The organism is Geodermatophilus sp. CPCC 205761 (assembly GCF_051383655.1).
Classification (GTDB): Bacteria; Actinomycetota; Actinomycetes; order Mycobacteriales; family Geodermatophilaceae; genus Geodermatophilus.
Genome location: NZ_JALPKQ010000035.1, coordinates 12,276 through 25,709 on the forward strand (window position 1 = coordinate 12,276; position 13,434 = coordinate 25,709).

A 13,434-nucleotide genomic window follows, 5' to 3' on the forward strand; every position below is an offset into this window, starting at 1 on the left:
CCCTCCACCTGCCCCGTCGACCGACGGCCGCGGGTGGTGCGCCGACGACGGGAGTGACATGTCGCAGTTCCCCGCCCCCGCCGGCACCGCCGTCCCCTCCTCCGCAGCGCCCGGTGTGCCGTTCTCGGCGGTCCCCGCCGCGTCCGGCCTCTACGACCCGGCGAACGACAAGGACGCCTGTGGCGTGGCCTTCGTCGCCGACGTCCAGGGGCGCCGCTCGCGGAAGATCGTGGCCGCCGGGCTCACCGCGCTGCACAACCTCGACCACCGCGGTGCCGCCGGCTCCGAGCCGAACTCCGGCGACGGCGCGGGCATCCTCACCCAGGTGCCCGACGCGCTGCTGCGCGCGGAGGTCGACTTCGACCTGCCCCCGCTCGGGGAGTACGCGGTCGGCATCGCCTTCCTGCCGGTCGACGAGGCCGAGCGGGCCGCGCGGCTCGCCGACGTCGCCCGGCTCGCCGCCGAGGAGGGCCTCACCGTCCTCGGCTGGCGCGAGCTGCCCGTCGACCCCGACGGCGCCGACGTCGGTCCGACCGCGCGCGCCGTCATGCCGCACTTCGCCCAGCTCTTCGTCGCCGAGACGATCGGCGCCCGCGCCGACGTCCGCGCCTTCGGCGGCAACGCGGCCGTGAACGGGGTGACCCGGCTGGAGCGGCGCGCCTTCGTGCTCCGCAAGCGGGCCGAGCGGTCCGCCACCGAGGCCGGCAGCTCCCTGTACATCGTGTCGCTGTCGTCGCGGACCATCACCTACAAGGGCATGCTGACCACCGACCAGTTGCCCGCGTTCTTCCCCGACCTTCGCGACGAGCGCTACGAGTCGGCGATCGCGCTGGTGCACAGCCGGTTCTCGACCAACACCTTCCCCAGCTGGCCGCTGGCCCACCCGTTCCGGGTGATCGCGCACAACGGCGAGATCAACACCATCAAGGGCAACCGGAACCGGATGCGCGCCCGCGAGGCGAAGCTGGAGACGACGCTCTTCGACGGGCCCGCCGGCCCGGCCTCCGAGCTCGGTCTCGAGCGGATCTACCCGGTCACCGCCAGCGACTTCAGCGACTCGGCGACGTTCGACGAGGTGCTCGAGCTGCTGCACCTGTCCGGGCGGTCGCTGCCGCACGCGGTGCTCATGATGATCCCGGAGGCGTGGGAGAACCACGACGAGATGGACCCGGCCCGCCGGGCCTTCTACCGGTTCCACGCCTCGATCATGGAGCCCTGGGACGGGCCGGCCGCGGTCGCCTTCACCGACGGCACGCTGATCGGCGCCGTGCTCGACCGCAACGGGCTGCGCCCGGGCCGCTGGTGGCACACCAAGGACGACCTGGTCGTGCTGGCCAGCGAGGTCGGCGTCCTGGAGGTCCCCGACGCCGACGTCGTGGCCAAGGGCCGGCTGCAGCCCGGCCGCATGTTCCTGGTCGACACCGCCGCCGGGAAGATCGTCTCCGACGAGGAGGTCAAGGGCGCGCTGGCCGCGGAGCACCCCTACGAGGACTGGCTGCACGCCGGCCTGGTGCACCTGCCGCAGCTGCCCGAGCGCCGCCGCGCCCGGCCCAGCCACGAGTCCGTCGTCCGCCGGCAGCTGCTGTTCGGCTACACCGAGGAGGACCTGCGCGTCCTGCTCACCCCGATGGCCTCGACCGCGGCCGAGCCGATCGGCTCGATGGGCACCGACACCCCCGTGGCGGCGCTCTCGGACCGCTCGCGGCTGCTGTACGACTACTTCGGGCAGCTGTTCGCCCAGGTGACCAACCCGCCGCTGGACGCCATCCGCGAGGAGCTGGTGACCAGCCTCGGGCGCACCTTCGGCCCGGAGCAGAACCTGATGAACGCCACGCCGGCGTCCTGCCGCCAGGTGTTCCTGCCATACCCGGTCATCGACAACGACGAGCTGGCCAAGATCCTGCACATCGACGACGACGGCGACCTGCCCGGTTACGCCGCCGTCCGGATCACCGGCCACTTCGACGTCAAGGGCGGCGGGACGGCGCTGGCCCAGGCGGTCGAGCAGCTGCGGACGAAGGTCAGCAAGGCGATCGCCGCCGGCGCCCGCGTCATCGTGCTCTCCGACCGGGACTGCGACGAGAAGCGCGCCCCCATCCCGTCGCTGCTCATGACCGCCGCCGTCCACCACCACCTCGTGCGGCAGAAGACCCGCATGGAGGTCGGGCTGGTCGTCGAGTCCGGCGACTGCCGCGAGGTGCACCACGTCGCGCTGCTGCTCGGCTACGGCGCCGCCGCGGTCAACCCCTACCTGGCCTTCGAGTCCCTCGAGGACCTCATCCGGGCCGGCGACCTGACCGGCATCGAGCCGGCCCAGGCCGCGCGCAACCTGGTGAAGGCGCTCGGCAAGGGCGTCCTCAAGGTCATGAGCAAGATGGGCATCAGCACCGTCGGCTCGTACACGATGGCGCAGATCTTCGAGGCCGTCGGCCTGTCGCAGGAGATCGTCGACGAGTACTTCACCGGCACCTCCTGCCCGCTCGGCGGCGTCGGCATCGACGTCCTCGCCGAGGAGGTGGCCATGCGCCACCGCCGGGCCTACCCGGAGAACCCGACCGAGCGGGCGCACCGTCGTCTGGAGACCGGCGGGGAGTACCAGTGGCGCCGCGAGGGCGAGGTGCACCTGTTCAACCCCGAGACGGTGTTCCTGCTCCAGCACGCCACCCGGGCGCGGCAGTACGACGTCTTCGAGAAGTACACCCGGACCGTCGACCAGCTCTCCGAGGACGCCGCGACGCTGCGCGGGCTGTTCACGATCCGGACCGGGGTGCGCCCGCCGGTGCCGCTGGAGGAGGTCGAGCCGGTCAGCGAGATCGTCAAGCGGTTCTCCACCGGCGCGATGAGCTACGGCTCCATCTCGCAGGAGGCGCACGAGACCCTCGCGATCGCGATGAACCGGCTGGGCGGGAAGTCCAACACCGGTGAGGGCGGCGAGGACCCCGACCGCTTCGTGGCCGACCCCAACGGCGACCTGCGCCGCTCGGCGATCAAGCAGGTGGCCAGCGGGCGGTTCGGCGTCACCAGCGAGTACCTGGTCAACGCCGACGACATCCAGATCAAGATGGCGCAGGGGGCCAAGCCCGGCGAGGGCGGCCAGCTGCCCGGCGCCAAGGTCTACCCGTGGGTCGCCCGCACCCGGCACTCCACGCCGGGCGTCGGCCTGATCAGCCCGCCGCCGCACCACGACATCTACTCGATCGAGGACCTCAAGCAGCTGATCCACGACCTGAAGAACGCCAACAACGAGGCGCGGGTCCACGTCAAGCTGGTCTCCGAGGTCGGGGTCGGGACGGTCGCGGCCGGGGTGAGCAAGGCGCACGCCGACGTCGTCCTCATCTCCGGGCACGACGGCGGCACGGGTGCCGCGCCGCTCACCTCGCTGAAGCACGCCGGCTCGCCGTGGGAGCTCGGCCTGGCCGAGACCCAGCAGACGCTGCTGGCCAACGGGCTGCGCGACCGCATCGTCGTGCAGTGCGACGGGCAGATGAAGACCGGCCGCGACGTGCTCATCGCCGCGCTGCTGGGTGCGGAGGAGTACGGCTTCGCCACCGCTCCGCTGGTCGTCTCCGGCTGCGTGATGATGCGCGTCTGCCACCTCGACACCTGCCCGGTCGGCGTCGCCACCCAGAACCCGGAGCTGCGCAAGCGGTTCACCGGGCGGCCGGAGTTCGTCGTCACCTTCTTCGAGTTCCTCGCCGAGCAGGTCCGCCAGTACCTCGCCGAGCTGGGCTTCCGCTCGCTCCAGGAGGCCGTCGGCCACGCCGAGCTGCTGGACACCCGCAAGGCCGTCGACCACTGGAAGGCCGCCGGCCTGGACCTCACCCCGGTGCTGGCCGTGCCGGAGCTTCCCGAGGGCGCCCCCCGGCACCGCGTCCGCACCCAGGACCACGGCCTGGACGTCGCGCTGGACCAGACCCTCATCCAGCTGTGCGAGGGCGCGCTGCTCGACGCGCGGCCGGTCAGCCTCGAGCTGCCGGTGCGCAACGTCAACCGGACCGTCGGCACGATGCTCGGCTCGATGGTCACCCGCCGCTTCGGCGGCGAGGGGCTGCCCGACGGCACGATCGACCTGACCTTCACCGGGTCGGCCGGCCAGTCCTTCGGCGCGTTCGTGCCGCGCGGCATCACGATGCGGCTGCTCGGCGACGCCAACGACTACGTCGGCAAGGGCCTCTCGGGTGGGCGGATCGTCGTCCGCCCGGGCCGCGAGGCCGGCTTCGCCGCCGAGGACAACGTCATCGCCGGCAACGTCATCGGCTACGGCGCGACGGCGGGGGAGATCTTCCTGCGCGGCCGGGTCGGCGAGCGGTTCTGCGTGCGCAACTCCGGCGCGCTGGCCGTCGTCGAGGGCGTCGGCGACCACGCGCTGGAGTACATGACCGGCGGCCGCGCGGTGATCCTCGGCACGACCGGCCGCAACATCGCGGCCGGCATGTCCGGGGGCATCGGCTACGTCCTCGACCTGGCCCGGCACCGGGTCAACGGCGAGATGGTGGACGTCGAGCCGCTGGACGGCGAGTCCGCGCAGTGGCTGCGCGACGTCCTGGTGCGGTATGCGTCCGACACCGGGTCGCCGGTGGCCGCCGCGCTGCTGGCCGACTGGGGCCGCTGGTCGGAGCGGTTCACCGTGATCATGCCGCGTGACTACCGTCGCGCGCTCGAGGCCCGGCGTGCCGCCGAGGCCGCCGGAACGGATGTGGACAGGGCAGTGATGGAGGCCGCACGTGGCTGACTCGACCGGTTTCCTCAAGCACGACCGCGCGCTGCCGCCGCGGCGTCCGGTGGACGTCCGCATCCTGGACTGGAAGGACGTCTACCTCACCCGGGACACCGGTGAGGACCACGTCTTCCCGGTGACGGCGGTGCGTCAGCAGGCCGCCCGCTGCATGGACTGCGGCATCCCGTTCTGCCACCACGGCTGCCCGCTGGGCAACCTCATCCCGGAGTGGAACGACCTCGCCCGCCGCGACGACTGGACCGAGGCCATCGAGCGGCTGCACGCGACCAACAACTTCCCGGAGTTCACCGGGAAGCTGTGTCCCGCGCCGTGCGAGGGCTCCTGCGTGCTGAACCTGGAGGACTCGCCGGTCACGATCAAGCAGATCGAGTGGGAGATCATCGACCAGGCGTTCCAGCGCGACCTGGTCAAGCCGGTGCCCGCCCAGGAGCACACCGGCAAGAAGGTCGCCGTCGTCGGCTCCGGGCCGGCCGGGCTGGCCGCCGCGCAGCAGCTCACTCGCGCCGGGCACGACGTGACCGTCCTCGAGCGGGCCGACCGCGTCGGCGGGCTGCTCCGGTACGGCATCCCGGAGTTCAAGATGGAGAAGGCCGTGCTCGACCGGCGGCTGGACCAGATGCGGGCCGAGGGCACCCGGTTCGTCACCGGCGTGGAGGTCGGCGGCAGCGGTGCCGACGACCTGTCGACCGAGCAGCTGCGCGCCGAGTACGACGCGATCGTGCTGGCCGGTGGCGCCACCGTGGGCCGCGACCTGCCGGCTCCCGGCCGGGAGCTCACCGGCATCCACCTGGCGATGGAGTACCTGCCGCACGGCAACCGGCAGGCCCTCGGCGAGCTCGACGACCCGCCGATCAACGCCCGCGGCAAGCACGTGGTGATCATCGGCGGTGGCGACACCGGCGCCGACTGCCTGGGCACCGCGCACCGCCAGGGCGCGGCCTCGGTGACCCAGCTGGAGATCATGCCGGCCCCGCCGGACCGTCGTGACCCGTCGTCCAACCCGTGGCCGACCTACCCGATGATCATGCGGGTCTCCAGCGCCCACGAGGAGGGCGGCGAGCGGCTCTACAGCGTCAACACCGAGCGCTTCATCGGCACCGACGGCGGGGCCGTGCGCGCGCTGCTCCTCCACGAGGTCGAGCGGGTCGACGGCCGCTTCCAGAAGATCGAGGGCACCGAGCGGGAGCTCCCGGCGGACCTGGTCTTCCTCGCCATGGGCTTCACCGGGGCGCAGCGCGAGGGGCTCGTCGACGCCCTCGGCGTCGAGGTCGACGGGCGCGGCAACGTGGCCCGCGACGGCGAGTTCATGTCCACCGTCCCGGGCGTCTTCGTCGCCGGCGACATCGGCCGCGGCCAGTCGCTGATCGTCTGGGCCATCGCCGAGGGCCGCGCCGCCGCCGGCGCCGTCGACACCTGGCTGACCGGGGCGTCGATGCTGCCGCGGCCGGTCACGCCCACGATGGTCGCGCTGCGGTAACGGGGTTCCTCGTCACGGCCGGGGCCGGGTCCGCATCGCGCGGGCCCGGCCTCGCCTTCGTCTCCGGACGAGGGTCACAGGGTCCCCTCCCGACGCGGCCGGAGCCGTCCCACTAGCGTCTGGAGCATGTCGCGTCGCGCCAAGATCGTCTGCACGCTCGGGCCGGCGACCAGCTCCCTGGAGCAGGTCACCGCCCTCGTCGAGTCCGGGATGGACGTGGCCCGGCTGAACTTCAGCCACGGCGCGCACGCCGACCACGAGAAGGCCTACCACCTGGTCCGCGAGGCCTCGGACCGCACCGGCCACGCCGTCGCGATCCTGGCCGACCTGCAGGGCCCCAAGATCCGGCTGGGCACCTTCGCCGCCGGCCCGGTGACCTGGCAGACCGGCAGCCGGGTCTGCATCACCGTCGACGACGTCGAGGGCACCGTCGACCGGGTCTCCACCACCTACAAGGGGCTGGCCTCCGACGCCCGGGTCGGGGACCGGCTGCTGGTCGACGACGGGAAGCTCGCGCTCTCGGTGGTCGGCATCGACGGGCCGGACGTGTGGTGCCTGGTGGTCGAGGGCGGCGAGGTCTCGAACAACAAGGGGCTCTCGCTGCCCGGCGTCGCGGTCAGCGTGCCGGCGCTTTCGGACAAGGACGAGGAGGACCTGCGCTTCGCCCTCCACCTCTCGGTCGACTTCATCGCCCTGTCCTTCGTCCGCTCCCCGAACGACGTCGAGCTTGTGCGCGACATCATGCGGCAGGAGGACATCTCGGTCCCCGTCATCGCCAAGCTGGAGAAGCCCGAGGCGGTGGAGAACCTCGAGGCGATCGTGGAGGCCTTCGACGGCGTCATGGTCGCCCGCGGCGACCTCGGCGTGGAGCTGCCGCTGGAGCAGGTGCCGCTGGTGCAGAAGCGCGCCGTGCAGGCCGCCCGGGAGCGCAACAAGCCGGTGATCGTGGCCACGCAGATGCTCGAGTCGATGATCAGCTCCTCACGACCGACCCGCGCCGAGGCCTCGGACGTCGCCAACGCGGTCCTCGACGGCGCCGACGCGGTGATGCTGTCGGGGGAGACCTCGGTGGGGCGGTACCCGATCGCCGCCGTCCGCACGATGGAGCGGATCATCGACGCCGTCGAGAGCGCGCATGCCGGCGTGCCGCCCCTGCAGCGGGTGTCCCGCTCCCGGTCGGGTGCGATCGTGCGCGCGGCCAAGGACGTCGGCGAGACCATGGACGTCAAGGCGCTGGCGACCTTCACCCAGACCGGCGACACCGCCCGCCGGCTCGCCGCGCTGCACCCGCGCCAGCCGCTGCTGGCCTTCACCGTCGACGCGCGGGTGCGCAGCCAGCTGGCACTCTCCTGGGGCGTGGAGACCTTCCTCGTGCCCTCGGTGCAGCACACCGACGACATGGTGCGGCAGGTGGACTTCTCGCTGCTGTCCATCGGGCGGCTCAAGGAGGGCGACCGCGTGGTCGTGGTGGCCGGCAGCCCGCCCAACACCGTCGGGTCGACCAACCTGATCCGCGTCCACGAGGTCGGGACCGACTCGTGACCGCGGCGGGCGACGGCGCCGGCGAGGCCGCCGCTCTGCTGCACGTCCTCGACCTCGAGGAGCGGGAGCGGGACGTCTTCGTCGGGCAGACGCCCACCACGCGGCTGCAACGGATCTTCGGCGGGCAGGTCGCCGGCCAGGCGCTGATGGCCGCCGGGCGGACGGTGCCGGGGGAGCGGGGTGTGCACTCGCTGCACGCCTACTTCCTGCGCCCGGGCGACCCGCACGAGGAGATCCGCTACGCCGTCGACCGGATCCGTGACGGGCGGTCGTTCACCACCCGGCGGGTCATCGGGTGCCAGCGGCGCCGGGGCGAGGACGTGGCCATCTTCGCGCTGACCGCCGACTTCCACGCGGGGGAGACGGCCGTCGTCGAGCACTCGCTGCCGATGCCCGACGTCCCGGTGCCGGCGGCCCTCCCCTCGCTGGCCGACGTCGCCGCCCGGCACGGCCAGGAGGCGTCGGCCGCGCTGGAGATCAGCCGGGCCGTCGAGCAGCGGCTGCTCGACGACCCGTTCGAGGGCCGGGCCAAGCAGCCGCCGGACACCTCGACCCGCGTGTGGATGCGGGTCCCCGGCCGGCTCCCCGAGGACGCCGCCGTGCACGCGGCGGCGCTGACCTTCGCCAGCGACCTGACGCTGCTCGGCGCGGGGCTGGCCCGCGTCGGCGGCTGGCAGGACCGCTACGCCGGCGCCAGCCTGGACCACGCGGTGTGGTTCCACGCGCCGGTCCGCGCCGACGACTGGTTCCTCTACGAGACCGACAGCCCGGCGGCCGCGGGCGGCCGGGCGCTGTGCTTCGGCCGGGTGTGGTCCGCCGACGGCACGCACGTGGCCACCGTCGCCCAGGAGGGGCTGCTGCGCGCCGTCGTGCGCTGAGCTGCGGCTAGGACCCCGGCTGCCGGACGGCGTCGGTCTCGTCGAGGGCGGCCGCTGTCTCGGCGACGGCCGGCAGGTCGGGGGCGGCGTCCGCGGTGAGGTGCTCCTGGGCGTGCGCCTGGGTTGCGGACTCGTCCTGGGCGGCCGGGGTCTCCACCGGCGGGGCCTCCTCCGACGGCGTCTCCACCCGCGGGGCCTCCTCCGACGGCGTCTCCACCGGCGGCGTCTCCGCCGCGGCCCGGGCGTCCTCGACGGCCCGCCGCTCGTCTGCGGCCCGCCGCTCCTGCTCGGCCCGCGCCTCCTCGGCGGCCCGGCGCTCCGCCGCGGCGCGGGCCCGCTCGGCGGCGGACTCGGCGAAGTCGGCGGCCAGCCAGTCGTGGCCCTCGCACAGCAGCGCCCAGGCCCGCTCCACGTGCGCCCGCGTCGTCGCCGGCGCGCCCACGGCCAGCCGCAGCACCACCTGGCCGCGCACGGTGGTGTGGGTGAGGAAGACCTCGCCGCCGTCGTTGAGCCGCTCCAGCAGCGTCATGGTCGCGACGTCGGCGTCCACGTCGGCGGCCCAGCGCGGGCGCAGGCACACCAGCGACAGGGGGTGCGGGGTGGCGACGTCGAACCGGTCGTCGGCGTCGGCCCACGCGCCCAGCTCCTGGGCGAGCGCGACCCCCGAGCGCACGTGCGCCCGCAGTCCCTCCGCGCCGTACCAGCGCAGCACGAACCACAGCTTGAGCGCGCGGAACCGGCGGCCGAGCTCGATCTGCCAGTCGCGGTAGTCGACGACGGCGCCGGCGTCCGTGGCGGCGTTGCGCAAGTACTCGGGGAGGATCGCCAGGGCACCGGTGAGCGCCGCGCGGTCGGCGACCCAGAAGAGGGTGGCGTCGAAGCCGGTCAGCAGCCACTTGTGCGCGTCGGTCGTGTAGCTGTCGGCCCACTCGACGCCGGCCTGCAGCGTCCGCAGCTCCGGGGCCACGGCGCTGACGCCCGCGTAGGCGGCGTCCACGTGCAGCCAGACCCCGTGCTCGCGGCAGATCGGGCCGAGCTCGGCGAGCGGGTCGACGGCGGTGGTGGACGTCGTCCCGACGGTCGCGCAGACCAGCACCGGGCGGAACCCGCGCGCGGTGTCGCGCTCGAGGCGGGCCCGCAGCGCCTGCGGGCGCATGCCGAGGTCGCCGTCCACCTCGACGATGCGGACGGCGTCGCTGCCGAGGCCGGCCACGCGCACCGCCTTCTCCATCGACGAGTGCGTCTCCGAGGAGACGTAGACCGTGTACTCCTCCGGGCGCACGCCCTGCCGGACGGTGGCGCCGCCGCTGACCCGGTGCAGGGCGGCGAGCAGCGCGACCAGGTTGGCGCCGGAGCTGGAGTCCTGCACGACGCCGCCCCCGGCGCCCGAGGAGCGGTAGGACGCCGGCAGGCCGAGCAGCTCGGCGAACCAGTCCATGACGTGCTGCTCGAGCTCGGTGGCCGCCGGGCTGGTCACCCACGACATGCCCTGGACGCCGAGGCCGGAGGACACGAGGTCGCCGAGGACCGACGGGCCGGAGGTGTTGGCCGGGAAGTAGCCGAAGAAGCCCGGGTGCTGCCAGTGCGTGATGCCGGGGAGGACGACCCGGTCGAGGTCGGCCAGGACCGCGGAGAACGGCTCGCCGTGCTCCGGCGGCGCGGCGGGCAGCGACTCGCGGACGTCGCCGGGCGCGGCCGGGGAGCGGACGGGGAAGCTGCCGATGCGCGACCAGTAGTCGGCGATCCAGTCGACGACCTCGTACCCGTGCCGGCGGAACTCCTCGGGGGTCATGTGCGGGGGTGTCGGCTGGCTCACGGTGCCCACCGTATGGCTCCCTGCCGCGCTCGTCCGACGGTGCCCCCGGTGCGACTCGAACGCACACTGCGCGGGTTTTGAATCCGCTCCCTCTGCCGATTGGGGTACGGGGGCGTGCCTGCACCGGCTGTCGGAGCAGCCTAGCCGGGCGTCGCCGACCCACCGGCATCGCTAGGCTCCCGCGCGTGAGCAGCGAGACGATCCGGGTCCTCATCGCGGAGGACGAGGCGCTCATCCGCCTCGACCTCAAGGAGATGCTCGAGGAGGAGGGGTACACCGTCGTCGCCGAGGTCGGCGACGGGCAGCAGGCCGTCGACCGGGCCACCGAGCTGCGGCCGGACCTCGTCATCCTCGACATCCAGATGCCGGTCCTCGACGGCCTGTCGGCCGCCGAGCAGATCGCCTCGACGCGCATCGCGCCGGTCATCGTGCTGACCGCGTTCAGCCAGCGCGAGCTGGTCGAGCGGGCGCGGGACGCCGGTGCGATGGCCTACCTGGTGAAACCGTTCTCCAAGAACGACCTGGTCCCGGCGATCGAGGTCGCCCGGGCGCGGTTCGCCGAGCTGACCGCCCTCGACGGGGAGGTGCGGTCGCTGGAGGAGCGGCTGGAGGCCCGGAAGGTCGTCGAGAAGGCCAAGGGCCGGCTGATGGCCGAGCAGGGCATGACCGAGGCCGAGGCGTTCCGGTGGATCCAGCGGACGGCCATGAACGAGCGGACGTCGATGAAGGCGCTCGCCCAGCGGGTGCTCGAGCCGCAGCCCGCGAGCGACACCACCCCGGACTGAGCCCCCCGGTCCACCCCGCGATGCGGCGTGTCGGGCCGGGATCCGGGAGGTCACAACCCCATCACTATCCGGTCGACCCCGCTTCCGGCCCGGTGAGCAGCAGTTACCTTCCCCCCACTGATCAGGTCAACCCGACTGGGCTGACCGAGTGCACCGACACCACAGTGGGAGTTGTTTGATGCGCACAGGCATCCTCGCCCGGAGCGCCGCCGTGTCCGCCGCGGCCCTTCTCGTCCTGACCGCCTGCGGCGGCGGAGACGACGAGGGCGGCAGCGCCAGCGGCGGTGGCGACGGCGGCGGCGAGAAGCAGGTCAACGTCTACGGTTCCGACGGCAACATGGGCAACGCCCTCGGCGAGCGCATCAGCGAGCCGGGCGCCCTGGTCCGGATGAAGGGCACGCTGCCCCTCACCGAGCTGTCCGGCGACTTCCAGGACCGGCTCATGCAGATCAACCCGCAGCTGGTCGACTTCAACTACGCCGGCGAGACGTACGACGCCATCGTGGTGACGGCGCTCGCCGCGCAGATGGCCGGCACCACCGACGCCAACGTGTTCAAGGCCTACGTCAACGGCGTCACCGTGGGCGGCGAGGCGTGCTCCGACTTCACCGCGTGCCTCGAGATCGTCAACAACGGCGGGAACCCCGACTACGAGGGGCAGTCCGGCCCGCTGAGCTTCACCGACGCCGGCGAGCCCGCCCAGGCCAGCATCGGGATCCAGCAGTTCGGTGAGGACAACCGCATCGACGAGAGCCTCACCCGCTACGTCATCCCGGGTGACGAGGCGAACGCCACCACCGACGAGGGCCCGGCCCCGGCCCCGGCCGGCACCACGTCGCCGACGCCGCTGATCATCGGCACGCTGCTGCCGGAGACCGGCAACCTGGCCTTCCTCGGCCCGCCCGAGATCGCCGGTGCCCAGCTGGCGGTCAACGACATCAACGCCGCGGGGGGTGTCCTGGGCCAGCAGGTGCAGCTGATCCAGCGCGACTCCGGTGACACCACCACCGACATCGCGACCCAGTCGGTCGACGCCCTGCTCCAGGCGGGCGCCAACGCGATCATCGGTGCGGCGTCCTCCGGCGTGAGCCTGACGGTCATCGACACCATCACCGGCGCCGGCGTCCTGCAGTTCTCGCCGGCCAACACGTCCGACCAGTTCACGACGTACAACGACAACGGGCTGTACTTCCGTACCGCACCGCCGGACGTGCTGCAGGCCGAGGCGCTGGCCGACCTCATCATCGAGGACGGCAACAACACCGTCGGGATCCTCGCGCTCAACGACCCCTACGGCACCGGTCTCGCGGAGAACGTCGCCAACAACCTGCAGGCCGCCGGCCTCGCCGAGGGCGACATCCAGTCGATCATCTACGACCCGCAGGCTGCCAACTTCGACTCCGAGGTGCAGCAGATGGTCGACTTCAACCCCGACGCGATCGTGGTCATCGGGTTCGACGAGTCCTCGCGGATCATCGAGGGCCTGAACGCGAACGGCATCGGCTCGGCCGAGTGACCCACCTCCCGGGGCGTTCCTGACGTCCCGGGAGCGCGCCACCCGCAGTGGCCCGGCACCGATCGACGGTGCCGGGCCACTGCGCTGTCCAGGCGGTTCTCCGCCGATCCCGACGGCACCGGCTGGTCCGTGTACGAGCCACCGGCCGCCCCGGCTCAGCGACCGCGCGGGTTCAGCGCTGCAGCTGCTGGCCCGGCGGCTGCCAGTCGGCCGGCCGGCCGGTGTGGTTGGAGAACTCCACCGACCACCGCCACCAGCTGTGGTCCTCGGCGTGCTCCCAGGAGGTCAGGACGCCGACCTCCCCGCCGGGCAGCAGGACGGGCACGCCGTGCAGCTCGGGCCCGGGCCACACCTCGGAGCGCCGCACCGTGCCGCCGGAGAGCTCGAGCAGGGTCAGCGGGGAGTAGTTCCCGTCCCGGTCGGCGTCGGACCGCAGGACGACGCGGTCGTCCTCGGCGACCACCTCGACGTGCAGCGATGCCGGCGCGGCGTGCACCAGCACGCGGGAGAAGCCCCCGGCCGTGGTGGCGCGGGCGAACTCCAGGCCGTTCATCCCGCCGTCGCGGGAGCGGAGGTTCCAGGTCCAGTTCATGACCGGGCGGTACCCGGGCCGGGCCGCGCCCCCACCGACGACGGCGCCGGTCCCGTCGCGGGAGCCGGCGCCGTCTCGGCCCGTCCGGGG

The 13,434-nt window shown here is 73.2% G+C and carries 8 protein-coding genes and 1 tRNA gene; 6 read left to right on the forward strand and 3 right to left on the reverse strand.

Going from position 1 to position 13,434, the window contains the following annotated elements; genetic code table 11:
* The first annotated feature begins 58 nt into the window (after positions 1-58).
* The 4 genes from gltB to MY526_RS19175 all read left to right on the forward strand — a co-directional run bounded on the left by gltB (position 59) and on the right by MY526_RS19175 (position 8,635).
* Complete coding sequence (gene gltB / locus MY526_RS19160) at positions 59-4,732, forward strand: glutamate synthase large subunit (RefSeq protein ID WP_436704837.1); 4,674 nt, start codon at positions 59-61, stop codon at positions 4,730-4,732.
* On the forward strand, positions 4,725-6,215 hold the full coding sequence (locus tag MY526_RS19165; RefSeq protein WP_436704838.1) for a glutamate synthase subunit beta: 1,491 nt from the start codon (positions 4,725-4,727) through the stop codon (positions 6,213-6,215). Before gltB ends, MY526_RS19165 begins: the two co-directional genes overlap by 8 nt.
* Positions 6,216-6,341: 126 nt before the next feature.
* The gene (pyk, locus tag MY526_RS19170) at positions 6,342-7,757 is read left to right on the forward strand and encodes a pyruvate kinase (protein ID WP_436691560.1); all 1,416 of its coding nucleotides are present in this window, start codon (positions 6,342-6,344) and stop codon (positions 7,755-7,757) included.
* Positions 7,754-8,635 carry an acyl-CoA thioesterase gene (locus MY526_RS19175; protein WP_436691561.1) on the forward strand — a complete coding sequence of 294 codons (882 nt, stop codon included), beginning with the start codon at positions 7,754-7,756 and terminating at the stop codon, positions 8,633-8,635. The genes pyk and MY526_RS19175 overlap by 4 nt, the downstream gene beginning before the upstream one ends.
* 7 nt (positions 8,636-8,642) lie before the next feature.
* Here the strand turns inward: MY526_RS19175 and MY526_RS19180 are convergent, their stop codons facing one another.
* Together MY526_RS19180 and MY526_RS19185 are read right to left on the reverse strand one after the other, a co-directional pair.
* Positions 8,643-10,451, reverse strand: a complete 1,809-nt coding sequence (locus tag MY526_RS19180; protein WP_436691562.1) for a pyridoxal phosphate-dependent decarboxylase family protein — start codon at positions 10,449-10,451, stop codon at positions 8,643-8,645.
* Positions 10,452-10,491: 40 nt separating this feature from the next.
* Positions 10,492-10,565: transfer RNA gene (locus tag MY526_RS19185), tRNA-Leu, on the reverse strand.
* Positions 10,566-10,636: 71 nt separating this feature from the next.
* Here MY526_RS19185 and MY526_RS19190 point away from each other — a divergent pair.
* Together MY526_RS19190 and MY526_RS19195 are read left to right on the forward strand one after the other, a co-directional pair.
* Positions 10,637-11,236: an ANTAR domain-containing response regulator gene (locus tag MY526_RS19190; RefSeq protein ID WP_436691563.1), complete on the forward strand. Its 600-nt coding sequence runs from the start codon at positions 10,637-10,639 to the stop codon at positions 11,234-11,236.
* A 178-nt stretch (positions 11,237-11,414) separates the two neighbouring features.
* Positions 11,415-12,752, forward strand: a complete 1,338-nt coding sequence (locus MY526_RS19195) for an ABC transporter substrate-binding protein (protein ID WP_436704839.1) — start codon at positions 11,415-11,417, stop codon at positions 12,750-12,752.
* Between the two features lie 172 nt (positions 12,753-12,924).
* Here the strand turns inward: MY526_RS19195 and MY526_RS19200 are convergent, their stop codons facing one another.
* Positions 12,925-13,344 (reverse strand): DUF7712 family protein, encoded by a 420-nt coding sequence (locus MY526_RS19200; RefSeq protein WP_436704840.1) that lies wholly within the window; start codon positions 13,342-13,344, stop codon positions 12,925-12,927.
* Positions 13,345-13,434: the final 90 nt, after the last annotated feature.